The organism is Micromonospora palythoicola (genome assembly GCF_036689795.1).
In the GTDB taxonomy this organism is placed as follows: domain Bacteria; phylum Actinomycetota; class Actinomycetes; order Mycobacteriales; family Micromonosporaceae; genus Micromonospora; species Micromonospora palythoicola.
The window spans coordinates 1-24,791 of sequence record NZ_JBAGKI010000051.1 but is presented as its reverse complement, the minus strand read 5'-3'; the positions used below and the strand labels follow the sequence as shown (position 1 = coordinate 24,791).

Annotated in this window: 26 protein-coding genes and 1 pseudogene; 7 read left to right on the top strand and 20 right to left on the bottom strand. The window is 73.2% G+C overall.

Going from position 1 to position 24,791, the window contains the following annotated elements:
* Positions 1-96: 96 nt before the first annotated feature.
* The 8 genes from V5O40_RS20530 to V5O40_RS20495 all read right to left on the bottom strand — a co-directional run bounded on the left by V5O40_RS20530 (position 97) and on the right by V5O40_RS20495 (position 6,964).
* Entirely contained in the window at positions 97-1,188 is a 1,092-nt protein-coding gene (locus V5O40_RS20530; protein WP_332906976.1) for a COG1361 family protein, read from the bottom strand.
* 25 nt (positions 1,189-1,213) lie between these two features.
* Positions 1,214-1,756, bottom strand: coding sequence for a hypothetical protein (locus V5O40_RS20525; protein WP_332906975.1), 543 nt, complete (start codon positions 1,754-1,756; stop codon positions 1,214-1,216).
* A gap of 59 nt (positions 1,757-1,815) precedes the next feature.
* Positions 1,816-2,352: a WxL domain-containing protein gene (locus V5O40_RS20520; protein WP_332906974.1), complete on the bottom strand. Its 537-nt coding sequence runs from the start codon at positions 2,350-2,352 to the stop codon at positions 1,816-1,818.
* Between the two features lie 57 nt (positions 2,353-2,409).
* A complete protein-coding gene (locus tag V5O40_RS20515; protein ID WP_332906973.1) occupies positions 2,410-3,660 on the bottom strand; it encodes an outer membrane protein assembly factor BamB family protein in 1,251 nt (416 codons plus the stop codon).
* 283 nt (positions 3,661-3,943) lie between these two features.
* A complete protein-coding gene (locus tag V5O40_RS20510; RefSeq protein ID WP_332906972.1) occupies positions 3,944-4,408 on the bottom strand; it encodes an SRPBCC family protein in 465 nt (154 codons plus the stop codon).
* Positions 4,409-4,501: 93 nt separating this feature from the next.
* Positions 4,502-4,711, bottom strand: coding sequence for a DUF397 domain-containing protein (locus V5O40_RS20505; protein WP_332906987.1), 210 nt, complete (start codon positions 4,709-4,711; stop codon positions 4,502-4,504).
* Between the two features lie 175 nt (positions 4,712-4,886).
* Entirely contained in the window at positions 4,887-6,101 is a 1,215-nt protein-coding gene (fahA, locus tag V5O40_RS20500; protein ID WP_332906971.1) for a fumarylacetoacetase, read from the bottom strand.
* On the bottom strand, positions 6,098-6,964 hold the full coding sequence (locus V5O40_RS20495; protein ID WP_332906970.1) for a hypothetical protein: 867 nt from the start codon (positions 6,962-6,964) through the stop codon (positions 6,098-6,100). Before V5O40_RS20495 ends, fahA begins: the two co-directional genes overlap by 4 nt.
* An 81-nt stretch (positions 6,965-7,045) precedes the next feature.
* Here V5O40_RS20495 and V5O40_RS20490 point away from each other — a divergent pair, with 81 nt between their 5' ends.
* The gene (locus tag V5O40_RS20490) at positions 7,046-8,212 is read left to right on the top strand and encodes a homogentisate 1,2-dioxygenase (RefSeq protein WP_332906969.1); all 1,167 of its coding nucleotides are present in this window, start codon (positions 7,046-7,048) and stop codon (positions 8,210-8,212) included.
* Between the two features lie 677 nt (positions 8,213-8,889).
* Here V5O40_RS20490 and V5O40_RS20485 read toward each other — a convergent pair.
* The 4 genes and pseudogenes from V5O40_RS20485 to V5O40_RS20470 form a co-directional block, all read right to left on the bottom strand.
* Positions 8,890-9,504: pseudogene (locus V5O40_RS20485) on the bottom strand (tetratricopeptide repeat protein); the annotation flags it as partial.
* Between the two features lie 10 nt (positions 9,505-9,514).
* On the bottom strand, positions 9,515-9,997 hold the full coding sequence (gene ispF, locus V5O40_RS20480; protein WP_332906968.1) for a 2-C-methyl-D-erythritol 2,4-cyclodiphosphate synthase: 483 nt from the start codon (positions 9,995-9,997) through the stop codon (positions 9,515-9,517).
* Between the two features lie 16 nt (positions 9,998-10,013).
* Positions 10,014-10,709 carry a 2-C-methyl-D-erythritol 4-phosphate cytidylyltransferase gene (ispD, locus tag V5O40_RS20475; protein WP_332906967.1) on the bottom strand — a complete coding sequence of 232 codons (696 nt, stop codon included), beginning with the start codon at positions 10,707-10,709 and terminating at the stop codon, positions 10,014-10,016.
* A 56-nt stretch (positions 10,710-10,765) separates the two neighbouring features.
* Entirely contained in the window at positions 10,766-11,251 is a 486-nt protein-coding gene (locus V5O40_RS20470; protein WP_007073334.1) for a CarD family transcriptional regulator, read from the bottom strand.
* A 372-nt stretch (positions 11,252-11,623) separates the two neighbouring features.
* On the opposite strand from V5O40_RS20470, the gene V5O40_RS20465 reads away from it, so the two are divergent.
* Entirely contained in the window at positions 11,624-12,295 is a 672-nt protein-coding gene (locus tag V5O40_RS20465) for a hypothetical protein (RefSeq protein ID WP_332906966.1), read from the top strand.
* A gap of 33 nt (positions 12,296-12,328) precedes the next feature.
* On the opposite strand, the gene V5O40_RS20460 is transcribed toward V5O40_RS20465, so the two are convergent.
* From V5O40_RS20460 to V5O40_RS20445, 4 genes are all read right to left on the bottom strand, one after another.
* Positions 12,329-12,925: a hypothetical protein gene (locus tag V5O40_RS20460; protein ID WP_332906965.1), complete on the bottom strand. Its 597-nt coding sequence runs from the start codon at positions 12,923-12,925 to the stop codon at positions 12,329-12,331.
* A 26-nt stretch (positions 12,926-12,951) separates the two neighbouring features.
* Positions 12,952-14,001: a type III polyketide synthase gene (locus V5O40_RS20455; protein ID WP_332906964.1), complete on the bottom strand. Its 1,050-nt coding sequence runs from the start codon at positions 13,999-14,001 to the stop codon at positions 12,952-12,954.
* Positions 14,002-14,093: 92 nt separating this feature from the next.
* Complete coding sequence (locus tag V5O40_RS20450) at positions 14,094-15,266, bottom strand: acyl-CoA dehydrogenase family protein (RefSeq protein ID WP_332906963.1); 1,173 nt, start codon at positions 15,264-15,266, stop codon at positions 14,094-14,096.
* Between the two features lie 47 nt (positions 15,267-15,313).
* Positions 15,314-16,051 carry a methyltransferase domain-containing protein gene (locus tag V5O40_RS20445; protein ID WP_332906962.1) on the bottom strand — a complete coding sequence of 246 codons (738 nt, stop codon included), beginning with the start codon at positions 16,049-16,051 and terminating at the stop codon, positions 15,314-15,316.
* A 46-nt stretch (positions 16,052-16,097) separates the two neighbouring features.
* Between V5O40_RS20445 and V5O40_RS20440 the strand changes: the two genes are divergently transcribed.
* The 4 genes from V5O40_RS20440 (at position 16,098) to disA (ending at position 20,647) form a co-directional block, all read left to right on the top strand.
* Positions 16,098-16,937 carry a UbiA family prenyltransferase gene (locus V5O40_RS20440; protein ID WP_408631912.1) on the top strand — a complete coding sequence of 280 codons (840 nt, stop codon included), beginning with the start codon at positions 16,098-16,100 and terminating at the stop codon, positions 16,935-16,937.
* Between the two features lie 139 nt (positions 16,938-17,076).
* Positions 17,077-17,814 (top strand): hypothetical protein, encoded by a 738-nt coding sequence (locus tag V5O40_RS20435; RefSeq protein ID WP_332906960.1) that lies wholly within the window; start codon positions 17,077-17,079, stop codon positions 17,812-17,814.
* Positions 17,815-17,874: 60 nt separating this feature from the next.
* Positions 17,875-19,371: a DNA repair protein RadA gene (gene radA, locus V5O40_RS20430; RefSeq protein WP_408631911.1), complete on the top strand. Its 1,497-nt coding sequence runs from the start codon at positions 17,875-17,877 to the stop codon at positions 19,369-19,371.
* Between the two features lie 97 nt (positions 19,372-19,468).
* On the top strand, positions 19,469-20,647 hold the full coding sequence (gene disA / locus V5O40_RS20425; protein ID WP_269738538.1) for a DNA integrity scanning diadenylate cyclase DisA: 1,179 nt from the start codon (positions 19,469-19,471) through the stop codon (positions 20,645-20,647).
* A 64-nt stretch (positions 20,648-20,711) separates the two neighbouring features.
* On the opposite strand, the gene V5O40_RS20420 is transcribed toward disA, so the two are convergent.
* The 3 genes from V5O40_RS20420 to V5O40_RS20410 all read right to left on the bottom strand — a co-directional run bounded on the left by V5O40_RS20420 (position 20,712) and on the right by V5O40_RS20410 (position 22,689).
* Entirely contained in the window at positions 20,712-21,449 is a 738-nt protein-coding gene (locus V5O40_RS20420; RefSeq protein WP_332906958.1) for a hypothetical protein, read from the bottom strand.
* Between the two features lie 137 nt (positions 21,450-21,586).
* Positions 21,587-22,180, bottom strand: a complete 594-nt coding sequence (locus tag V5O40_RS20415; protein WP_332906957.1) for a peptide deformylase — start codon at positions 22,178-22,180, stop codon at positions 21,587-21,589.
* On the bottom strand, positions 22,177-22,689 hold the full coding sequence (locus tag V5O40_RS20410) for a glycine cleavage system protein R (RefSeq protein WP_332906956.1): 513 nt from the start codon (positions 22,687-22,689) through the stop codon (positions 22,177-22,179). The genes V5O40_RS20415 and V5O40_RS20410 overlap by 4 nt, the downstream gene beginning before the upstream one ends.
* Positions 22,690-22,784: 95 nt before the next feature.
* Between V5O40_RS20410 and V5O40_RS20405 the strand changes: the two genes are divergently transcribed.
* On the top strand, positions 22,785-23,687 hold the full coding sequence (locus tag V5O40_RS20405; protein WP_332906955.1) for an HhH-GPD family protein: 903 nt from the start codon (positions 22,785-22,787) through the stop codon (positions 23,685-23,687).
* Between the two features lie 57 nt (positions 23,688-23,744).
* On the opposite strand, the gene V5O40_RS20400 is transcribed toward V5O40_RS20405, so the two are convergent.
* On the bottom strand, positions 23,745-24,398 hold the full coding sequence (locus V5O40_RS20400; RefSeq protein WP_269738750.1) for a C39 family peptidase: 654 nt from the start codon (positions 24,396-24,398) through the stop codon (positions 23,745-23,747).
* Positions 24,399-24,791 lie beyond the last annotated feature (393 nt).

The following is a 24,791-nucleotide window of genomic DNA, read 5'->3' as shown; positions in this document are numbered from 1 at the left end:
GGGCGCACCGGAGAGCCGGAGGTGGCCACCGGACCGGCCCGCCGAGAGCCGTACCGGGCCGGTCCGCCATCCCCCAGCGGACCGGCCCGGAGTCTTCTACCCCTGCGGCACCGGCTCCCGCTGTTGCGACCGCCGCCGGTAGGCGAAGCCGAACAGCAACGCCAGCACCAGCCCGGAGGCGACCAGTCCGCCGGCCAGCACCGCGCTCGACCGGTCGGCGCTCGCCGCCGCCGGGACGGTCGTGCCGCCGAAGCTGACCGTGCCGCTGGCGCTGCGCTTGGTCCAGCCGCTGGCCAGGTCGAGCTTGGCCGACCAGGGCCCGTCGGGCAGGCGGGAGTCCAGCGCGATGCGGACGGTGGTGCTGCCGTTCAGGGGCAGCGTCGCGGCCTCGACCCGGACCGGATCGGTGGCCAGACCCCCCGGCCCCTCAGCGAGCCGGAGTTCGCCGGCCAGGTCGAGCGCCCGCTTGCCGGTGTTGCGCACGTCGGCGGTGACGATCGGCGTGCCGTCGGGCTCCCGCAGGCCGGTCAGCGGCCCGATCTCGAAGCCGGACGGCGGCTCCCCGCCCGGGCCCACCGACAGGTAGACCCGGATGCCGGCGCGACCGACGTTGCGGATCTGCTGGCCGTCCGTGCCCGAGATCTCGGCCCAGACCACCGCGTACCGCTCGCCGGCTTCGGCGTTCCGCGGCACCCGGATGGTGACCAGCGCCTCCACCTCCTCGCCGGCGGCCAGCGCCTCCTCGCCGGGCTCGACCCGGATCCAACTGCTCAGCTCGTTCTCGGTCCGGTCCGGCGCGATGACGAAGCCCTTCTTCGTCACCGCCGCCGCGGCGGCGTAGAGCGCGACCTTGCGGTGGATCTCCGAGGAGTTCTTGACCATGATGCGCCGCTTGATCGTGGTGCCGGGCTTGACGTGGTCGACGATGTACTTGTGCGCCCGGGAGTCGTCGCGGCGGTTCACCGGTGCGTCGAGCAGGCGCACCCCGACCGACACGTCGGGGCCGCTGGGACTCGGCGAGGCGCTGCCGCTCGGCTGCGGCGGCTTGGATCGGCCGTCCCGGCGATCGGCCGCCGGCAGGTCGACGACATCGGGCGGAGCCGGTTCGGCGCGCGTCACCGCCCGGGGCACCGGCACCGCCCCGGCTGCGGTCGACGCCGGCACCCCGGCCGTGACCAGAACGGTCACGGCCAGGGTGAGGGCGCTGACGCGGTCATGCCACCGAATGGGTGATCACCCCCGTGTAGGTGCCGCCGACCGCGCCACCCGGAATGGTGATCCGGATGTCCGGTGCCCAGGTCGCGGAGTTGTTGCCGGAGCCGGAGGTCTTCGAGAAGGCGACCCTCGGCACGTTCAGCACCACCGCGTCGGCCTGGGTGGGCTGGCCGGGCACGAAGGTGCCGGTACCGGTCGTGGCGATGGCACCGCCGGACCAGTACTCGACCAGGTTCGGCAGGATCGTCTCCTCCGGCGTGCCACTGCCGGTGGTGAAGGCGGTGGTGCTCACCGTCGCCGTCCAGGTGGCGGTCAGCGCCGACCGGCTGTCAGTGACCGTGACGTTGCCGAGTTCCCCGGTGATGGTGGAGCCGGCGAAGGCGGCCCCCAGGTTCACCGCCGGTGGGACGGTGATGTCCAGGTTGGCGGTGGAGACCGTGAAGGTCACGATGGTGTCGCCGGACGGTGCGGCGGCGGCGGGCGCCGCCAGGGCCACCACGGCGGCCGCGGCGGCAGTCAGGGTAAGAAGTGGCTTCCTCATGCCGACGACGCTAGAGCGCACGATCGGCACGCAGAGGGATGTTTTGGACAAATAACCCATCAGGCGACAGAGTGGGTGATCGTGCCCGTGTAGGTGCCGGCGACGATGCCGGTCGGCACGACGATCCGCAGGCTCGGGTTCCAGGCGACCCGGTTGTTGCCGTTGCCGGAGGTCTTGCGGAACGCCTCCCGGGTCACGTTCAGCGCCACCGCCTGCGCCTGGGTGAGCTGCCCGGGCACCAGCGTGCCGCCACCGGTGCTCTGCACCGCCGGCCCGGACCAGTAGAAGACCGAGGCGTTGGAGATGGTCCGCTGCGCCCCACCCCCACCGGTGGTGAAGATCGTGGCGGAGACCGTCGCCACCCAGGTGTTCGGGTTGACCGGGCCACGGACGTCCGTCACCTCGACCCGACCCATCGGCCCGGTCAGCACCCCGCCGGTGAAGGCGGTGCCGAGATTGACCGCCGCCGGCACGGTGATGTCCACCCCTTCGGTCTTGACCAGCCGGACGGTCCGTCCGGTCGGGGCGGCGGCCTCCGCCGGAGCGGCGGCGACAAGGATGACGATCACGCCCATCAGGGCTGCCAAAAGACGCACAGTGGGACTATAAATAACTTATGTCCGTTTTGTCGAGCTGACGCTTGTCACTGTCGCTCACGTCGCGGCGACGATCAACGATTCGGCGGTGAGGTAGTACCGCTGGTCGTCAGCATCACGGTCCACCGGCCGACGCAGCCGCTCCACCACCACGAAGCCGTCGGCCGCGTACGCGTCGCCCGGTGCCCACCCGGTGCCGTCGGAGCCGATGTCGAGGACGAAGCCGGACAGTCGTGCACCGGTGGCCGGGTCCAGCGTGACGAGTTCGTTCGCCTCGGTCAGCACGTGCACCCGGCCGGGCTGGACCGCGATCACCCGCCCCGGGCCGACCTCGGCCCGCCAGCGTTCCTCGCCACCGGGCACCGCCTTGCCGATCAACACCCCGTCGACCAGGCTCACCGCCGTCCCGTCGACCAGTTCGGTGCCCGGGCCGTCCAGCGACGGCACCTGGACCGGATCCGCCGGGCCGAGCAACCAACCCTGGGCGGGCCCGTCGCCGGGGCGGGCGGTGCGCAGCGCGGCACAGCCGTCACCGTCCGGCCGGCAGCCGAGCAGCGCGGCGGTCAGCTCGTCACCGGCGTCCGGCGGTCGCCACCTGGCCGTCACCACGCCGGTCGCGGTGTCCCGGAACTCGACCACCGCCGGACCGTCGCAGTCGTCCACGGTCAGCAGCCGACCACCCGAGCCGGCACCCACCGGCTCCCGGCAGCCGGAGCGCACCGCCGCCCGCCACAGCTGTCCGCCATCGGCCAGGTCGACCGCCTGGACCGCACCGTCGCCGGAGCTGACGACCACGTGACGGCCGTCGGCGGTACGGCTCACCGTGAGCCCGCTCGGCCGCCAGACGAGGGCCGTGCCGGTGCGTCGGGCCACCCGCTCCGCCGCCGGCTCCGGCCCCGCCGCCCGCCAGGCGACCCGACCGGTACGCGCCTCGATCGCCACGAGTTGCCCGTCCGACCACCGGCTCACCACGGTCGTCCCGCTCGCCACCACCGCGTCCAGGCTCGCCGGCCAGCGCCGGAAGGACCAGTACGGGGTACGTCGGCTGCGGCTGTCGACCGGTTGGTCGGCGTACACCTGCCGGGGGGCGGCGTACACCCGGAGCCGACCGTCGACGATCAGCGGAGCGACCGGCAGGCGACCGGTCACCCCGGGGTCAGGCATGCTCCGCGCCGGGTAGTCGTCCCCGGCCGGGGTGCTCACCTCGGCCGGCGCCAGGACCCGGTACGCGATGACCCCGGCCGCCGCGGCGACACCCACCGCCGCCACCGCCGCCACGATCCGCCGACGACCCGCCGCCCACCCCATGCCGCACCTCCGCACGGCACCCTACCCAGCCGCCTCCGAACCCGCCCCGAGCCGCCCAGCCAAACCCGCCCACCAAGCCCGCCCAGCGAGCGCCGCGCCCGCCGACCCCGTCGCGCCCGTCCCAGGCCAGTCGAACTCGCCGCCGACCGTCGCGACATGCGGCATGCCGCGGCCTCTCGATGGGCGTGATGCCACTGTTTGCCGCAACTCGCGAGAACACCCGCGCGGGTCCGGCCGTAGCGGAGGCGTGGGGCGCCCGGGAGACGGGGTCAGCGGCGGTGGATCAGGCAACGTCGGCGTGGTGGGCACTGGCTGCGGCGGCCAGGGCGGCGATGTCCTGCCGCAGCACCCGCTCCGCCGCTCGCGCCGCCAACCCACCGAGCAACAGTGCCAGCGCCCGGCCGGTCACCGCGGCCGGCTGAGCCCGCACCGTCACCGTCACGGAGGCGCAGCGACGTCCGCGACGGCGGATGTCCCGCAGCGTCCAGGTGATCCGGTAGTCGACGCCGTCACCGGGCGAGCCGAGGACCAGCCGCCGGGGCGGCTCGGCGGCCAGCACGACGAAATCCTCGGCCATCGTGCCGCCGCCCGGTCGCCTGCGGATCTCCCGCCAAGACGTACCCGGGCCGAACGTACCCGGTGTCAGCAGTCGCACGGGCCGATCACCGCACCTGGACAGGTCGGTGAGCACCCGCCACAGATCGGCCGCGGATGCCGCGACCACGCCGTTGACCGCAACGGTCGACATGCCACCTCCCGTGGCACCGACGGTACGCGGCGTGAGCGTGGCTCGGGGTCCCCGTACGGAGAATCCTCCGCCGGAGACCCCCTGCTACCGGCATCAGCCGACGAACCGGCCGTCCCGGATCGCGTCGACGAACGCGGTCCAGCCCGGCGGGCTCACCACGAGCACCGGCCCGGCCTGGTCCTTCGAGTCGCGGATGCCCACCACACCGCGGACGGCGGCCAGGTTGTCGGCCACCTCCACGCAGAGACCCTGGTCGTTGGAGCGGCTGCTGGTCCGCCAGACCGCGTCCACGAGATCGTGCATCGTCGTCATCTCCCTCAGTCTCGACGTCGCGCCACCCGGGGACCGGGCCGACCGGAAAGGGGGGCACCGGCCGGCCCGGCGCGGCATGGCGACGGAATTCCGAGGCGATCAACGAAGACGGTGACGATCCTTGATCGCACCCGCTGTGCGATCAAGGACAGCTGTCGGGTTCAGGTCAGTTCGACGGCAGGACGGTGCCCGTGACCTCGCCCAACGTGAGGGTGGTGCCGTCCGGGCCGGGTGCGGTGGCGGTGATCGTCACCGTGTCACCGTCGGCCAGGAAGGTGCGCTCCGTCCCACCCACGGTGACCGGTTCGGTGCCGCCCCAGCTGAGTTCCAGGAACGAGCCGACCTGGTCGCGCCGAGGGCCGGAGACGGTGCCGGAGGCGTAGAGGTCGCCGGTGCGCAGCGAGGCGCCGTTGACGGTCAGGTGCGCCAACTGCTGGGCGGGGGTCCAGTACATGTCGGCGAACGGCGGCTCGCTGACCGGCTCCCCGTTCCAGCTCACCTTCAGCCGCAGGTCCAGCCCTTGGTGCGGTTCGTCGCGCAGGTAGTCGGCGACCGGCGGGTCCTGCGTCGGGCCGGCGACGAACGCGTCCCGTAGCGCGTCCAGCGGAGTGACCCAGGCGGCGACCGAGGTGGCGAACGACTTGCCCAGGAACGGCCCGAGCGGCTGGTACTCCCACGCCTGGATGTCCCGTGCCGACCAGTCGTTGACCAGCACCACGCCGAAGACGTGGTCGGCGAAGTCGGCGGCGGCCACCCGGCGGCCGAGTGGGCTCGGCACCCCGACCACGAACCCGACCTCGGCCTCGATGTCCAACCGCGCCGAAGGGCCGAACGTCGGCCCGTCCGAGCTGGGGCGCTGCCCCTGCGGGCGCACCACCGGGGTGCCGGAGACCACGACCGTGCCGGCCCGGCCGTGATAGCCGATCGGCAGATGCTTCCAGTTCGGCAGCAGCGGCGGCTGGCCGGGACGGAAGATCAGGCCGACGTTCGACGCGTGGTGTTCCGAGGAGTAGAAGTCGACGTAGTCCGCCACCTCGAAGGGCAGCTCCATCCGCACCTCGTCCACCGGCACCAGCAGCGGCTCCACCGCAGCCCGGTGCGCCGGGTCGGTCAGCAGCTCGGTGATCCGATCCCGCACCGCGGTCCACTGCGGACGACCGAGCGCCAGGAACGTGTTGAGCGTCGGCCGGCCCAGCGCGCCACCGGCCAGCACCAGGTCCGCGGCCTCCGCACCGGCCAGGTCCAGCACGAGGTCGCCGACGCGTACGCCGATGCGCGGTTCGTCGTCGCCCACCCGGAACACCCCGTACGGCAGGTGGTGCACCCCGTACCCGGAACCCTCCGCGCCCGGCACCCAGCTCGCCGGCTGACTCTCGCTCATGCCTCGAAGCCTCCGTTCACCAGCCCGAGCCGGATCAGATCGGTAAGTGGTTCCACGATGCTGCACGAGCCGAACCCCACCCACAGCGGGCGCGCCGCGTCGTGCCGACCGTCGACGGCCTGCACCAGCGGGCGCTCGTCGCGCACGGTGAGCAGCTCGGCGACGGCACCGACGGTCGCGCCCTCGGCGGCGGCCAGGGTCGCGGCGAGCACGTTGCCGAAGCCGTGGTGGGTGAAGCCGGTCTCCGGGTCGACGTTCCGCACCGCGTGGTGCAGCCCGGCGGTCAGCTTGAACGGCAGCTCCCGGTCCCGGCAGGCGCAGATCACGGCGGCCAGCTCGGCGGGCGTCGGGAACAGCTCGGCGGCCAGCCCGCCGGTGCGGAACTTGGCGGCGACCGACGTCCCCCGGGCACGGGCGTCGGCGAGCGCGTCCAGGGCATCCATCAACCCGAAGGTGAGCGGCACCTCCGCGTAGACGGGGACGCCGTCCAGCCGCTCGGCCAGCTTCACCAGCTCGGTCAGTCCAGGTCGGGGGTCCTCGCCCCGCCGCGCGACGGGCACCTCGACCTGTCGGGCGGTCACCCCGAGCGGGGGCAGGAACGACAGCGCGAAGGGCAGCCGGTCGAGGCCGGTGTCACCGACCAGCCCGATCGCGAAGCTCTCCTCGGGGTCGACCAGACCGCTCAGCTCGCCCGCCGTGATCGCCGAGGCGGGCAGCAGCAGCGGGCCGACCAGGTCGGCGTACCACGCGGCGCGGTGCCGCCGGTGAGCCGCCACGGCGTCGGGCAGCGGCGCGCTGCCCGGCGGGAAGACGGCGGCGTCGTCGACCAGGCCGGCGACGAGAGTGGGCAGCTGCGTTGACACGAGACAAGAATGTACGGGACGCTTCAAGAAGCGGACAACAGCGTCCGATTATCGGACGTACAGCGGACCGGGAGGGCGAGAATGCCGTACTACCGCAGCGTCGGCGAGCTGCCACGCAAGCGCCACACCCAGTTCCGGCAGCCGGACGGCAGCCTCTACACCGAGGAGCTGATGGGGCAGGAGGGCTTCTCCTCCGACTCGTCCCTGCTCTACCACCGGTACGCCCCGACCGCGATCGTCGCCGCCGAGGAGTTCACCCCGCCGGCCGTGACGCGGCTGCCGAACCTGCCGCTCAAGCCCCGGCACCTGCGTACCCACAAGCTCGACGGAACCGGCGCGGACCCGGTCCTGGGCCGGCGGTACCTGCTCGCCAACGACGACGTGCGGATCGCCTACGTCCTGGCCGACCGCCCCTCGCCACTGTTCCGCGACGCCACCGGCGACCACTGCCTCTACGTCGAGGCCGGCACCCTGCGGGTCGAGTCGACGTTCGGTGTGCTCGACGCGGTGGCCGGCGACTACGTGATCATCCCGACCTCGACGGTGCACCGCCTGGTGCCCACCGGCGACACCCCGACCCGGCTGCTCGCCGTGGAGGCGTCCGGGCACATCGGCCCACCCAAGCGCTACCTCTCCGTACGCGGTCAGTTCCTGGAACACTCGCCGTACTGCGAGCGCGACGTCCGGGGGCCGGACACCCCGCTGCTGGTCGACGGCACCGACGTCGAGGTGCTGGTCCGCCATCGGCGCGGTTGGACCCGACATGTCTTCGCCAACCACCCGTTCGACGTGGTCGGGTGGGACGGGCACCTCTACCCGTGGGCGTTCTCCATCCACGACTTCGAGCCGATCACCGGCCGGATCCACCAGCCGCCACCGGTGCACCAGACCTTCGCCGGCCCGAACTTCGTGATCTGCTCGTTCGTGCCCCGCAAGGTCGACTACCACCCGGACGCCATCCCGGTGCCGTACCACCACCACAACGTCGACTCCGACGAGATGCTCTTCTACACCGGGGGCAACTACGAGGCGCGGCGCGGCTCCGGCATCGAACAGGGCTCCATCTCGCTGCACCCGTCCGGCTTCACCCACGGACCGCAGCCCGGCGCGGCGGAACGCGCCATCGGCGTGGACTTCTTCGACGAGCTGGCGGTCATGGTCGACACCTTCCGCCCGCTCGACCTCTGCGACGCCGCGACGGAGTGCGAGGACGACGCGTACGCCTGGACCTGGGCCCGCCGCCCCTGAGGTGGTCAGGCCACCGGCCGGCCGATGATCGCCAACCGGGCGGCGGTGGCGATGGCGATGGCCAGGACCAGCGGCCACGGGCTGCCGGTCAGGGCGTAGAGCAGGATCAGCACCGGTGCCGCCGCGGCGGCGTACACGGCCAGAACGAGCGGACGGTCGGTGCGCCGCAGCACGGGCAGCACGGTCCGGGTCAGTCCGGGCAGCCGGGACGCCTGCTGCCAGAGCACGATGCCGCCGCCAGCGGCCGCCACCACCGCCAGCAGCCGGGAGAATCCGGTGCCGGTCGCGGTCGAACAGGCGACCACGGTGGCGGCGACCGCCGACCAACCGGCGCCCCAGAGCACGAACTGCCGCAGTGCCGCCGGCACCGGCCGGCGTGCCACGACCGGCCCGGTGCCGAGGTGGTCCGGCCCGGCTTCGCCAGGCCCCCGCTCCGGGTCTGCGACGCGGCCGGTCACCGGCCCGCCGGTGGGTACGTCTCCGCCCGGCACCGGCCGGTTCGGGCGCTCCTCCGGTCCGGCGGGACGGCTGGCGTCGACGTCGTCAGCAGCCGCACGCCCCGCCTCTTCCGGGTCACGTCCGGGCCGGTCCGGATCGTCGCGGGCCACGTCCGGCCGGGCCGACTCGTCCGGCACCTCGTCGGCGCGGCGCGGATCGGTCGGCGGCAGGTTCGCCACCGCCGCTTCGGCAAGTCGCTCCAGTGCGGCGCTCCACCGGCGCTGCTCCAGCCGCAGTACCCCGACGTCGTCGGCCATCTCCGCCAGGCGCGGGTCCAGCCGGAGCGCCTCCCGGTAGGCCCGCTCCGCCAGGTCGTACATCCGCATGTTGGCCGCGACCAACCCCAGCACCAGGTGGCCCTGCGGTTCCTCGGGGGCCAGCTCCACCGCGCGCCAGGCCGCGTTCAACGCCGGCTGGCCGTTGCGCGAGCCGGCCAGGATCGCCGCCGCGCTGCGCTGGGCGTACGCGTCCTGCGGCCCCAGAGCCAGGATCTCGTCTGCGGTGCGGGCGGCCTCGGCATACCGTTCGAGGTCGCCGAGGGCCAGCCCACGGGCGACGAGCGGGGGCACCTGGCCCGGCGCGGCGGCCACCGCCGCCTCGGCGGCGGCGAGCGCCTCGGTCGGTCGGCCGGCGGCCAGGTGCACCCGGGCCAGCATGGTCGACACCTCGGCGGCGGCCGGGTCGAGCGCCAGCGCGAAGCCGAGTTCCGCCGCGGCCTCGTCGTAGCGGCCCAGCTCGGCCAGGAGCGTGGCACGTTCGAGGTAGCCGTCGGCGGCGGGCGGGTCGGCGGACATCGCGGCGAGCCTAGGCGCTCGGCTGCTCGTACACCAGGGCGACCGCGATCCCGGCGAGTCCCTCACCGCGCCCGGTGAAGCCCAGGCCGTCGGTGGTGGCGGCGGAGACCGTGACCGGCGCGCCGACCGCCTCCGACAGCACCCGCTGAGCCTCCTCCCGACGTGGGCCGATCTTCGGACGGACCCCCACCACCTGCACGGACACGTTGCCGATGGCGAATCCGGCGGAGCGGACCCGACGGGCCGTCTCGGTGAGCAGGGCCACCCCGCTGGCCCCGGCCCACTCGGGCTGCCCGACGCCGAAGTTGGCGCCGAGATCGCCCAGACCGGCGGCGGAGAGCAGGGCGTTGCAGGCGGCGTGGGCGGCCACGTCGGCGTCCGAGTGCCCGGCCAGGCCGTCCTGCCCCGGCCAGTGCAGACCGGCCACCCAGCAGGGCCGACCGGCCTCGAAGGCGTGCACGTCGGTCCCGATGGCCACCCGAGGAACGATCATGAGCCGAGGGTACGCGCTACCGCCCGGTCGCCAGCAGGTGCTCGGCCAGCGCCAGGTCGAACGGTCTGGTGATCTTCAGAGCGTGCTCCGAACCGGGCACGCAGTGCACCGCCACGCCCTGCTTCTCCACCAGCCCCGCGTCGTCGGTGAGGGCGTCGCCGGCGGCGGCGTGGGCGGCGGTCAGCACCGCCCGGCGGAATCCCTGTGGAGTCTGCACGGCGCGTAACGCGGCCCGGTCGACGGTGCCGAGCACCATCTCGTCCGCGTCGACCTCCTTGATCGTGTCGACGACCGGCAGCACCGGGATCACCGCTTGGTGGCCTGCCCGGACCGCCGCGGCCACCGACTCCACGAGTGCGGGCGGGGTGAGCGCTCGGGCCGCGTCGTGCACCAGGACGATCTCGGGACCGGCGGGTACCGCGGCGAGCGCGGCAGCCACCGAGCCCTGCCGTTCCGCGCCACCGGGCACCACGGTCACCGGTGCGACCGGTGCGAGCAGGTCACGCACGGCCGCCACCTCCGCCGCCGGCGCGGCCACCACGATGCTGTGCACCGAGGGGGCTTCGGCCAACCGCCGAACCGCGTGCGCCAGCAGCGGCTCACCGGCCAGCAGCCGAAGGGCCTTCGGTCGACCGGGCCCGAGGCGTACGCCGGCACCGGCCGCAGGCACGAGGACCGCGACGTCACCGCACGGGTTGAGCTGCGCGGTCACGTCGCGGTCCTCGACGGTTTGTTCACTACGAATCGGGTACGACGATGCGGTGCGGACTAGGCCTCCGTCAACACCTTGTCGAGCAACGTCTCCGCCTCGTCCTTGGTGCTCTTCTCGGCCAGCGCGACCTCGCCGACCAGAATGTCGCGGGCCTTGGCGAGCATGCGCTTCTCACCCGCGGACAGCCCTCGCTCCCGCTCGCGACGCCACAGGTCGCGGACGACCTCGGCGACCTTCAGCGGGTTGCCGGAGGCCAGCTTCTCCAGATTCGCCTTGTAACGCCGCGACCAGTTGGTCGGCTCCTCGGTGTGTGGAGCCCGGAGAACGTCGAAGACCTTGCCGAGGCCCTCTTCGCCAACCACCTCGCGCACACCCACGATCTCGGCGTTCTCGGCCGGTACCCGGACCGTCAGGTCACCCTGCGCGACCCTCAGGACGAGGTACTGCTTGGGCTCGCCCTTGATGACCCGAGTCTCGATTGCCTCGATGAGTGCGGCCCCGTGGTGGGGGTAAACAACGGTCTCGCCGACACTGAAAACCATAGGTTCGAAACCCCTTTCGCTGTGTCTAGGGTAACACGCTCAGGCACCGATGTCTCACCGCTGTCCTGACCGTTGGCGCAGCTCAGGGGCCCTGTGAGAGGTATTTCTTCGGCTTGACAGACCATCCAGATGGTGATTCGAACACGTTGCGTAACCTTGGGATGACCCCCGGACACCGCCGTCGTCGACGTGGAGATCCGGGAGAACAAGCGCCGAGGCTCGGCAACACACCCGCTGGAGATCAAGGGCTACGCACCCGTTCCATGGTATCCCGCCGCAGCCGGACGCGAGCAGTGGTAGCGGTACCCGGCCCGGTGCGGGACGCTTGAGGGGTGCCGCGTCCGCGCACCCATGAGGTTCCAGGGGGTCGTAATGGGCAAGGCTGACGCCGATGGTCCCGGGCTGCCCGACCTGCCGCCGGAGTGGGGCCGGGTGGTCGTCCCGGACGACCTGGCCGCGCTGGCCGACGAGGCCGAACAGGTCCGTCGCGAGCTGCGGCGGGCGGCCGCGGACCGCCGCCGCTGGCGTCCGCCCACCGGCCCGGTGCTCGTACTGATCGTCGCCGTCCTGACCACCATCGCCGGCCTGGCCGCTGTCACCTGGCCCCGGGCCGGCCGGACCGGACCGGCCGCCGGCACCCCCGACCCGGCGCCGGCGCAACTGACCGGACGCCAACTACCCGCGCTCGACCTGGTCGACGGCGGGCAGTCACCGGTGCCGCTACGCGGACTGCTGCCGGTCGTGGTGCTGCTGGTGGACGGCTGTGCCTGCCCGGAGCAGGTGACCGAAGCGGCGACCGCGGTTCCGCCGGGGGTCAACGTGGTCACCGTGGCGGGCACCCGGCCACGGGCGGCACCGCCGGGGACGTCGGTACGGGCACTCGCCGACCCGGCCGGCGGCCTACGCGCCTTCCTGCACCTGCCGGCCGGCCAGCTCGGCGTGACGGCCGTGCTGGCCGACCGTTCCGGCCGGATCACCCTGGTGGTACCCGAGGTCACCTCGGTCGCCGACCACCACGCCGAACTGTCCCGGCTGGCCGCTTGATCCCGCCCTGCGCCCCAGGCCCGCCGGAACTGCTCACGCCAAGACGACCAGCCGGGCCTCGATCTGGACCGGCTGCGACCCGGCCGGCGAGAACGACAACCGGGCCGCCGCGCCGGTGCCGGTTAGTTCCATCAGGACCTGCCCACCGTCGCAGCCCACCGTCATCGGCGCCGCCGACCGGGCCCCGCTGACGGCCACCAGCAGCTCACCCGGGCCGGTGCAGCGCAGCCACAGCAGGTGCCGCTCGCCGCGCTCCAGCCGGGTCTGCCGCACCACCGCGCCGCCTGGGCTGAGCCGCGCCGACTCGGTCCAGACCGCTTCGGTCGCGCCCCGCCAGCCGTCCGCGACGGCGGAACTCGTGACGGTGCCGTCCACCGGTGGGCCGTCCGTGCCGGCCACCGCTCCGGTACGCGGGTCGACCAGGACGGCGGAGGTCGGCTCGGGCACCACGCCGGTGACCGGGTTATCCCGCCAGTACGTGGCCGACGACGACCCGCCCGGCACGACACCCGTGTCGCTTCGCGCCTGCGGTGCCTGCGCCTGCCACCACCAGCCGCCGAGGGTCAGCACCCCCACCCCGACGGCGGCCAGCAGTGCTCCGCGCAACTGATGGATGGCATCGACGTCCATCCTTGAAGAGTAACTCTGTCGACTGATCAGGCGTGCCGTTCCAGCAGGGCGGCGTAGAGGGTCAGGCCGGGCCCGAAGGCCAGCATCACCACGCGGCGCGGTGCCGGTGCCGACCGGAACAGGCGGTCGAGGATCAACAGCACCGTCGGCGAGGAACAGTTACCGTGCTCGTCGAGCGTCTCCCGGGACGCCGCCAACGCAGCCGGCGCCAGGCCCAGTTCCCGCTCCACCACGTTGAGGATGCGCGGGCCGCCCGGGTGCACCGCCCAACCGTCCACCTCCGACCGGTGGGTGCCGTGCCGGGCCAGCACCTCGTCGACCAGCCCCCGAACGTGCGCCGACAGCACCTGCGGCACCTTCGGTGACAGCCCCATCCGGAAACCGGTGTCGGTCACCTCCCAGGTCATGTGGTCGGCGGTGGAGGTGTCGGTCACCGAGGCGACCTCACGTACGGCGTACCCCCGCCCGCCGGGCACGACCACCGCGGCGACCGCGGCGTCGGAGAAGAGCGCATGGGAGACGATCTGCTGAGTGTCCATCCGGGCCGAGGAGGGCTGCAGGTGCAGGCTGGTCAGCTCGGCACAGAGCAGCAGTGCGGGACGGCCCCGAGCGGTGACGAAGTCGCCCACCGCACCCAACCCCGGCAGCGCCGCGTAGCAGCCCATGTGACCGACGAACATCCGCTGGGTCGTCGCGGCCATGCCGAGATCCCGGGCGAGCAGGATGTCCAGCCCGGGGGTGGCGTACCCGGTGCACGAGCACACGACGAAGAGACCGACGTCCCGGGCATCCAGTCCGGCGGCGGTCAACGCCCGGCCGACCGCCTCCTTGCCCAGCGGTAACGCCTCGACCAGGTAGCGGAGCATCCGTCGCTCGGTCGGCCAGTCGGAGACGTCCTCAAGCAGCGGGTTGACCGCCGCCTGCCGCCGGGTCACCCCGGAATGCGCGAAGATCCGCTCCGCCAGGGCGCGGGTCGAGCCGGAGAAGTGCCGGGAGAAGAACCGCTCCCACAACTCCTGCTGGTCGGCCGAGGGCGGATGGGCCGTGCCCAGGCCCGCGATAACCGGTACCGACACGGTCCCACCTTCCTCTCGCACGCTCACATCTCACGCCTGCCGACCCCGCGCCGGTCCACGACCGCCAGGCCCGCAGGTTCATTCCCTCACGCTCACCAACGAGGACTCGATCCGTCCCGGTCCGGGTCACCGCCGAGCGCGGCGATGCCGAGCCAGTCGGCACAGACGTCGGAGGTCGCCGGGTGCAGCGACCCGCAGCGGGCGTCGCGGTACAGGCGTTCCAGCGGATGACCCCGTCGGGTGGCGGAGGTGCCGGCCGCCTCCAGCATGGACGCGGCCACCTCCGCCGCGGTGGTGCCGGCCAGCAGCTTGGCCCGCCACACCCACCGGTTGGTCTCCTCGGCACCCGGTGCCTCGTCCACCCGTCGGGCCGCCTCGGCGACCACCAGCTCCGCCGCCGCCACAGCGGCGTCGGCACGGCCCAGCCGGGCGCGTACCGCCGGCAGCCCGGCGAGGTTGCGGGTGTTGAGGTGTTCCGCCGCCGCGTCGATCGCCGCCCGGGCCACCCCCACGTAGACGGCCGCATAGCTGGCCACCAGCCAGTGCGGCATGAGCTGGGCCACCACCAGGGCCAGCCCCTCGACCCCGCCGAGCAGCCGGTCGGTCCCGACGGTCACGTCGAGGTGCAGGTCGTGCGAGGCGGTGGCGCGCATGCCGAGAGCGTCCCAGGTCGGCTCGACGGTGAGCCCTTCTCCGGCCGGAACCAGGAACTGCGAGACCACCGACGGGTCGGCGGCGCTACGGGCCGCCACCAGGTAGCCGTCGGCGTGGCCGGCACCGGAGCAGAAGGTCTTGCTGCCCTTGATCCGCCAGCCGCCGTCGACCGGTTCGTAGACCGTGGCCAGCTGGGACAGCCGGGCACCCGCGCCCCGCTCGCTCATCGCCACCGCGTACCACGCCCCGTCGGCCGCCGCCCGTAACAGGCGGTCACGGGCGGCCAGCGCCTCCGCCGGTACGCCGAGTGCCTCGGCCAGTTCCTCGGTGACCGCGCCGAGCGCACCGGTCACCGAGGCGTGCATGTTGAACACCAGAGCGGTGGCACCGTTGCCGCGGGCCAACTCGGTGGCCACCGCCGCGTACCCGGCGAAGGTGGCACCGGTGCCACCCAGCTCGGCCGGGACCATCAGACCGAACAGCCCCGCCTCGCGCAGGTCGGCGAAGTCGTCCACCGGGAACGAACCGTCCCGGTCGTGCGTGGTGGCGCGCGCCGCCAGCCGGGGCGCCAGCCGCCGGGCCGCCGCCGACGCTCCACTGCGCTCGGTCATGGATGGAACCCCCTCTTCGGCCATTGCCATACCCTCACCCGGATCGGCTATCCGTCGCGCACCCCGTGACCCTGGTAGAGCACCGCCCTCGACCCGGTCGACACGATGCGTGGTGCCTGGCCGACCGGGGTCGCCACGCCCGTCACCTGCCGCAGCAGCCACCGCAGCAGTCCCGGTATCCCGGGCCGGACACCACGGATCCGCAGGTCGACGCCGTGCCGGGCGCACTCGGCGACCAACTCTCGGTCGTCGACGAACAACCGGGGGTCGTGGATGCCGCGCGGCACGGTGGGCAGACGCTCGGCGATGCGGACCGCGACCAGCCGGGCCAGCGCGGTGTCGTTGAGGGTGTCCAGCACCAGCAGGCCACCGGGGCGCAGCAGGCGGCACGCCTCGGCCACCGCCGCACGCCAGTCCGGGACGTGCTCCAGCAGCTCACCGGCGGCGACCACGTCGGCACAGCCGTCCACCAGCGGTACCGCCGTGACGTCGCCGTTCACCACCGTCACACCGTGCGCCGCCGCCTGGGCCAGCGCCGAGCGGGTCAGGTCCACCCCCACATGCCGGTAACCCTTGCCAACCAGGTGTGGGGCGAGCAGACCGGCCCCGCAGCCGAGGTCGACCAGGAGCGCGCCGGGTCGCGCCGCCGGGGGCACCAACGCGGCCCGCGCCCGGGCCAGCCAGTGCAACATGGCGAACACCCCGTCCGGCCGCCACCATTCGTCCGCCAGGTCGTCGTACTGGCGCGGATCGTTGCGGGGCAGCACGAGGCCGGCGTCACGCATGGCAACGAGCGTGGCACGACTCCCCGGTAACGACCAGACTTCCGTTATGTCGTCGACGGTGTTAGGGCTGGTCAGAGCGAGCCATCCGGAGCCGACCGCGGCGGTCACCACAGTGGCCGGTCTGCTCGCCGTCGGTGTCGGGCATCCACCCGGCGGCGTCGTCGCGGTAGTGCTCACCGTGGCGGCCAGCCAGTTCACCGTCGGCTGGACCAACGACCTGCTCGACGCCGACCGCGACACGATGGTCGGGCGTGCCGACAAACCGTTGGCCTCCGGCGCGCTCGGGCGGCGTACCGTCGCGGTCGCCGCCGCCGTGGCCGCCACCGCCACCGTGGCACTGGCCCTGACCACGAACCCGGCGGCGGCGCTCTGCGCCATCGTCGCCCTGGTCTCGGCGCTGCTCTACGACTGGCCGCTGAAGTCCACCCCGATCTCGGTGCTGCCGTACGCGGTCTCCTTCGGTGCGCTGCCCGCCTTCGTGGTGCTGGCCCTGCCCGACGCCCCGCCACCCCCCGCCTGGCTGGTCGTCGCGGCGGCCCTGCTCGGCGCGGGTGCCCACTTCGCGAACGTGCTGCCCGACTTCGCCGACGACGCCCGGACCGGGGTCCGTGGGCTGCCGCACCGGCTCGGCGCGGCGGGCAGCCGGGCGGCCGCTGCCGGGCTGCTGATCGCGGCGACCGTGACGCTCGTGCTCGGGCCACCCGGACCGCCGACCGGCGTGGGTCTCGCGGCGGTGGGCGCCACCGTCATGATCTTCATCGTGGCCTGGTACGCGGGCCGCACCGGCGAGCACGCCGGAGCCCGGCCGGTGGCGGCCTTCCGCGCGGTGCTGCTGGTCGCCCTGATCGACGTCGTCCTGCTGGTCACGAACGGTCGGTTGGTCTGAGTTCCACCCCGACGGCTGGCCGCACCGGGTCGGCGTGCGGGCCACGATCAGCGCCAACTACCCTGGAGCCCGGTCTGCGCGGGCATGGCCAGCGGTTCCGGCGGGCGAGCCGGGTGTGATCGTGACGAGGAGGACCGACGTGAGGCGCTCGATCAGGGGTTCCCGGCGGGCTGCCGTGCTGCTGCCCGGGATCGCGGCGGCAGCCGGGCTGCTGCTGTCCGGATGCGGCGCCGGCCAGATCTCCGAGACGGCCAACAAGGTCCCGTCGATCCAGGGCGTCAACCTCGAGGCCGGCGACGGGCGGTACGCCGTACGCGCCGCCGCGCTGGCCTACCCCGGTGCCGAGGGCTATCAGGCCGGCGAAAACGCGCTGCTCAACGTCGTCCTCTACAACGACTCGCCGGATCCGGTCACGGTGACGGTCAGCTCGCCGGACGCCCGGGAGGTGGTGCTCACCACGGTCGCCGCCGCGACCAACCCGTCGCCCACCGGCTCGCCGTCGCCGACCACCTCCCCCTCGCCGGAGGAGTCTCCCGAGGGTTCCCCCTCGCCCGACAACTCCGCCTCGCCGGACAACTCCCCCTCACCGGACGACTCCCCGTCGCCGAGCCCGACCGGGCCACCCACGTCCGCGCCGGCCCGGATCGAGATCCCTCCGCTGAGCTACGTGCAGCTCAACACCGAGGGTGAGCAGGTGCTTCAACTTGTCGGGCTGAACGAGACCCTGCTCGCCGGCCAGAGCGTCACGCTGACCTTCGACTTCGGCGGCGAGACGGTCACCAGCCCGGCGCCGATCGCCGTGCCGCTCTCGCCGCTGCCGCAGCCGTCGCCGGTCATCGAGCGGCACACCGAGTACGAGGGCGAAGGCGGCCACTGAGCACGGCGGGCCGGCCACGCCGACCGAGCCGATCCAGGTAGTTCCGACGGCACCGCGGCCATGCCGACGGTGCCGTCGTCGTACCCGGGGGTTAGCGTCGCTCGGGTGAGCATCTCCCGATCGACCCCGTCCCGGGCGGGCACCGGTTCGCGCAGCCGGGCCGCCGCTCGCGAGCCTCGGCCCGCGTACGAGTGCGACGCCTGCGGACATCAGCCACCGAAGTGGGTGGGACGCTGTCCCGAGTGCGGCGAGTGGGGCTCCGTGGTCGAGTGCACGGTCACCGGCCCGACCGTCTCGGGCCGCGTGGTGACTTCCCGGATGCCCGCCGAGCCGGCCCGCCCCATCGCCACCATCAGTGCGGCACCGGCCCGGGCCAGACCGACCGGGGTCGGCGAGCTGGACCGGGTCCTCGGTGGTGGTCTGGTGCCCGGTGCCGTGGTGCTGCTCGCCGGAGAGCCGGGGGTGGGCAAGTCCACCCTGCTGCTCGACGTCGCCCAACAGTGGGCCGCCGGAGCGGGCAGCCCCTCGCTGGTGGTCAGCGGTGAGGAGTCGGTCAGCCAGGTACGGCTGCGGGCGGAGCGGATGGGCACCCTGCACGATCAGCTCTTCCTGGCGGCCGAGAGTGACCTCGCGGCGGTGCTCGGTCACCTCGACGCGGTCAAGCCGGGACTGCTCGTCCTCGACTCGGTGCAGACCATCTCCACCACCGGCACCGAGGGCGTTCCGGGCGGGGTGACCCAGGTCCGGGCGGTCACCGCCGCGCTGGTCGCGGTCGCCAAGGAACGCGGGGTCGCCACCGTGCTGGTCGGCCACGTCACCAAGGACGGCCAGGTCGCCGGCCCCCGGGTGCTCGAGCACCTGGTCGACGTGGTGCTGCACTTCGAAGGCGACAAGCACTCCTCACTGCGGATGGTGCGTGGTGTCAAGAACCGGTTCGGCGCCGCCGACGAGGTCGGCTGCTTCGAGATGCACGAGGGCGGCATCAGCAGCCTCGCCGATCCCTCCGGGCTGTTCCTGACCCGTTACTCCGAGCCGGTCCCGGGCACCTGCGTGACGGTGGCGATGGAGGGGCGACGGGCGCTGCTCACCGAGGTGCAGGCGCTGATCGGGGCCACCGTGGCCGGCTCGCCCCGGCGTACCGTCTCCGGGCTGGACTCCGCCCGGCTGGCGATGGTGCTCGCGGTCCTCCAGCGCCGTACCGAACGACTCACCCTGCACGACCGGGAGGTCTTCGCGGCCACCGTGGGCGGCATCCGGGTGGTGGAGCCCGCCGCCGACCTCGCGGTCGCCCTCGCCGTCGCCTCCGGAGGGCTCAACCTGGCGATCGCGCCGCACCTGGTGGCGATCGGCGAGGTCGGCCTCACCGGCGAGGTGCGGCGGGTGGGCGCGGTACCGCGCCGACTGGCCGAGGCGGCCCGGCTCGGCTTCCGGCTGGCCCTCGTGCCGCCCGGCTGCGGACCCACCAGCACCGGTGCCGGGCCGGAGCAGATGCGCGTGATCGAGGTCACCGACGTCCGTTCGGCGTTGCAGGCCGCGGCGCGGGCGTCGGCGGAGTGAGACGGCCACCGGGCGGGTCGGGCAGGGCGGGCGGAATCGTGACACATCACAGTAACCGCGAGAGCACCCACCGCAGGGCAGTCCGTAGACTGTGCCCGTGCCGATCGACCGCGATACCACCAAGCCAGCCGGCGCGACGCCCCACGCCCGCACCGCTGCCGTGGGCTCGCCCGCCCGACCCATCAGCGTGAGCGTGACCGGAGGCGGCGTCGCCGGTGACCCGCTGCGCGCGAACCTGGCCCTGATGGCACCCGGCACCGCGCTGCGCGACGGGTTGGAGCGGATCCTGCGGGGTCGCACGGGCGCACTCATCGTCCTCGGCTACGACAAGGTGGTCGAGGGGCTCTGCACGGGCGGCTTCCCGCTGGACGTCGAGTTCTCCGCGACCCGGGTCCGGGAGCTCTGCAAGATGGACGGCGCGGTCGTGCTCTCCAGCGACGGCACCAGGATCGTGCGGGCGGCCGTGCACCTCATGCCCGATCCCACCATCCCGACCGAGGAGTCCGGCACCCGGCACCGCACCGCGGAGCGGGTCGCCCGGCAGACCGGCTACCCGGTGATCTCGGTCAGTCAGTCGATGCGCATCATCAGCCTCTACGTCAACGGTCAGCGGCACGTGCTCGACGACTCGGCGGCGATCCTCTCCCGGGCGAATCAGGCACTCGCCACGCTTGAGCGGTACAAACTTCGCCTCGACGAGGTGTCCGGCACGCTCTCCGCCCTGGAGATCGAGGACCTGGTCACCGTGCGTGACGCGGTGGCCGTGGTGCAGCGGCTGGAGATGGTCCGCCGGATCGCCGACGAGATCGCCGGTTACGTGGTCGAGCTGGGCACCGACGGGCGGTTGCTGGCCCTCCAGCTCGACGAGTTGATGGCCGGCGTGGACGCCGACCGCACCCTCGTCATCCGGGACTACCTGCCCACCGGCCGCAAGCCCCGGACCCTCGACGAGGCGCTCGTCGAGCTGGATCTGCTGAGTGCCACCGAGCTGATCGACCTGGTCTCGGTCGCCAAGGCGATCGGCTATCCGGCGGCCTCGGACGCGCTGGACGCCGCGGTCAGCCCGCGCGGCTTCCGGCTGCTGGCCAAGGTGCCCCGGCTTCCGGTGGCCGTGGTCGACCGGCTGGTGGTGCACTTCGGCAGCCTGCAACGGTTGCTGGGCGCCACAGTGGAGGACCTGCAGGCGGTCGACGGCGTCGGTGACGCACGAGCCCGCGGTGTACGCGAAGGGCTGTCGCGGCTGGCCGAGGCGTCCATCCTGGAACGCTACGTCTGACCGGGTCCCACCCGAACGATCCGAGGCCGCGCCGGTGGACCGGCAGGGCGTTTCCGAGCGCCGGCTAGCTGATGACGAGTTTCGCGGGTTGGCTCAGCTTGGTGCCCACCCGGGCGAAGACCTCGTACCTGCCGGCCTGCACCACCGGCCCGTTCGCCACGCCGTTGGCGCACCGGCTGCTGTCCCTGCCGTTCCAGTTCACCTGGTAGGAGCGTTCGAAGCCCGGGGTGAAGGACTGCACGTCCGACCCGGCGGCCGTGCCACAGGTGTCCGAGGACCAGACCACCTCGGCACCGGCCTTGATGTACAACTCCTGGGCGGTCGCGCCGACGTCCCGGCTGCACGTCCGGTCGGACCTGTTACGGATCTTCAAACTCAGGTCGACGGACGCCCCCGAGGCGGCCTCCGCCGGCGACGCCACGGCGGTCACCGAGAGTTCGGTGTCCGCACAGTTGCCCTCGTCCGCCACGGGATCGGCCGCCGGCGGGTCATTGCTGAGGCTCGGTTCGTTCTCCGGCTCGTTCCCCGCGTCGGCGGTCCCGCCCTCCGGATCGGCGGGATCGGCCCCGGCGTCACCGGACGGCGGCGAACCGGTCTGCGGGGTCAGCACCGACCCGGTCGGATCCGGCGTGCCGGTCGCCACGCCCGGCTCGGGCTTGCCGTCACCGGTCGCGTCGTTGCCCCCGGTGGGCCCGTTGCACGAGTAGAACAGGACAATCAGGAAAAGCAGCACCGCACCGAGCACGACGGCGCGACGCCGCCAGTACACGGTGGGAGGCAGAGGGCCGACCGTCAGACGCATGATGACCCCACCGTAGCGGCGGCCGGTGCGGCGGACGGCAGCGACGCGCCGGGGCTCACCCGTGCCATCGGATCCGACCCTCCATTAACGACGGTTCGCACCGGCGGCGGTCACTCAGGGCAACCGACCGGCCCGACTCAGAGGTAGACCTTGCGCTGGTAGATCGCGTGCGCGCCGGCCACCCGATCCAGGAACAGCAGGCCGGCGCAATGGTCGATCTCGTGCTGCAGCGCGCGGGCCTCGAAACCGTCCGTCACCAGGCGTACGGTCTCACCACTGCCGGGCAGCGCACCCTCCACCACCAGCCGGCTCGCACGTTTCACGTCACCGGTCAGGTCCGGCACCGACATGCACCCTTCCCGACCCGCCTTCCAGCGGGTGGCCTCGACCACCCGGGCGTTGCAGAGCACGAAGACGCCGTGCCCGGTGACCGTCTTGGGATGCCCGGTGACGTCCACCGCGAAGATCTGCGCGCTCACCCCGACCTGTGGGGCGGCCAGGCCCACGCAGCCCGGCGACACCCGCATGGTCGCGATCAGGTCGGCGGCGAGTCGCACCGTCTCACCGGCGGTCGGGTCGACCTCGCCTCCCGGCCGGCTGAGCACCGGATCCGGTGCGCAGAGCACCGGGATGACACGGCCGGTGCCGACCACCTCGGGAACCCAGTCACCCAGGCCCACGTACGCGTCCGGCTGCGCGTCCCGGTTCGGCGCGTCCGAAGTGCCGCTCACAGCATGTCCGGTTCGGCAGGTCGGAGAGTCACCTCGACCCCGAGACCGGCGGCCACCTCCGCCAGCCGGCCGGTGAGCGCCTCGGCCGCACCCGGAGGCAGTTCCACCTCGGCCACCACCACGTAGAGCGTCCCGGCCAGTCGGGTGCTCAGATCGGTGACGTTGCCGCCGGCCTCGGCCAGCGCCCGGGTCATCGCGGCCACGATGCCCATCCGGTCGGCGCCGTGCACCGCCATCACGTACGGTTCGCCGGCGGGCGCGGTCTCACCGTCCGGCGTCACTTCGCGTACCGTCGCCAGCAGTTGGCCGTCGGCGGCCAGCGCCGCCAGCGCGGTCTCGACCTCGGCGGCGGCCGGGCCGACACAGATCAGGGTCATCGCGAAGTGTCCCCGCAGCCGGGTCATGGTGCTGTCGGTGAGGTTGGCTCCGAGCCGGGCGAGCACCTCGGCGACGTCAGCCACGATGCCGGGCCGGTCCCGGCCGATGACGGTGATCGCAAGCTCGTTCATCCGGGCATTCTGCCCGATCGGCACACGTCGTCGTGGTCGGCCCGCCCGACCGTCCGAACGGCGGGACCGTGGCGCGTGACATCATCGGCGTCGCGATGACAGAACCCACATTCGCCGGTCGGGTGAGCCGGTGGTACGAGCAGCACGCGCGGGACCTGCCCTGGCGCCGACCCGAGGCGGACCCCTGGGCGATCCTGGTGAGCGAGGTCATGCTTCAGCAGACCCCGGTCGCCCGGGTGGTGCCCGCCTGGCAGGCGTGGCTGGAGCGCTGGCCGACGCCGGCCGCCCTCGCCGGGTCGAGCCCGGCCGAGGCGATCCGCATGTGGGGACGGCTCGGTTATCCCCGTCGCGCGGTCCGGCTGCACGAGTGCGCGGTGGCCATCGTGGAGCGGCACGGCGGTGCGGTGCCGGACCGGCTGGAGCAGTTGCTCGCCCTGCCCGGCGTCGGTACGTACACCGCCCGGGCGGTCGCCGCCTTCGCGTACGGCCAGCGTCACCCGGTGGTCGACACCAACGTACGCCGGGTGGTCTGCCGGGCGGTGGCCGGTGAACCGGATGCCGGCCCGACCACCCGTCCGGCCGATCTGGTCGCCACCGAGGAACTGCTGCCCGCCGAACCGGCCGCCGCTGCCCTGGCCAGCGCCGCCTTCATGGAGTTGGGCGCGGTCGTGTGCACCGCCCGGGCGCCTCGCTGCGGGGTGTGCCCGGTCGAGTCCACCTGTGCCTGGCGGGCTTCGGGGCGCCCCGCTCCAGCCGGTCCGACCCGCCGGCCACAGCGGTACGCCGGCACCGACCGCCAGGTACGCGGCCTGCTGCTCGGCGTGCTCCGGGAGGCCAGCGGGCCGGTGCCGCACCAACGCCTGGACCAGGTGTGGGCCGACGACGTACAGCGGGCGCGGGCACTGGCCGGACTCGTCGACGACGGTCTGGTCGAGCCGATCGGTGCGACGTCGTTCCGGTTGGTCGGCGACGGCCCTGCGGTACCGGTGACTGGCTGAGTACGCGTACGAGGGCCGGCCCCGGTTGGGGCCGGCCCTCGGTGTCGGGCTGGCGGATCAGGCGGAATAGCCTCGGCTGGCGATCCAGTCGGCCAGCGCGTCGGTGCTGATCCAGTACTCGGCCCGGCTGGCGTCGGCCGAGTCGGCGATCTTCATCTGGTCGCCGCCGTCGCGGTAGCCGGTCACCGCGATGTAGTGGCCGCCGTCGAAGGTGTGACTGCCCCCGTCGAGGTCGGTGGCGGTGCCCACGACGTTCGCCACGACGCCCCGCCCGCTGTCGACGGCGCGGACGACGTCGTCCCGCAACCGGTCGGTCTCGGCCCGGTCGGCGGCCTGGCCGGGGATCTCCACCGTGCGGTAGACATCCTTGCCGGCCTTCCGGTTGAGCGCCTCGGTGATCAGGAAGGCCGAGTCGGTGCCCCGCTCGGTGGTGCCCATCTCGCGGGCCAGGTCGTCCTGGGAGACGTCCTTGTTCAGGATGCTCAGGGTGTTACGCACCGCGGCCGGACCGCAGTAGTAGAAGTTCGGCTGGGCCTCGTAACGAAGCGTCAGCTGCCGCTCGCCCTTGCCGTGCCCTCGCGAGGTCACGGCGGCCAGTGGGTCGGAGCTCGCCGGGGCGGCGGTCGCGCCCACCGGGCCGGCGATCATCCCACCGGCGCAGACGGCACCGGCGGCGGTCAGGGCGGCCTTACGGATCGGACCAGTCATGATCGTTTCCTTCCGTCTCGGGGGATCGACACGACACCAGGAGATGGGAGGTTGCGAGTACCGCGTCGTCGGATGGAGGCGGCGCGTTACGCCTGCTCCGGATTCGCAACGACCTGGGCGGGCCCGGCATTTCCGGGTCGGCCCTGGCAGCCGGTCGTCGCGGTTACTCCTGCGTACAACGGCCTCGCGGACGGGTCCATGCCCCGACAAACCGTGACCACCGTCACGACAATTACCCACAAAGCGGACGGAAGGCTCGATGCGGCTGGTTAATCCGGACTCGGACAGACGACGGCGGCCCCGGGGGCAGTCGCCCCCGGGCCCCCGCGGCTGGGGGGGGCCACAAAACCGGCCCCCCCCCCCGCGCCCGGCCCCCGCCCCCGGGGGGCGGGGGGG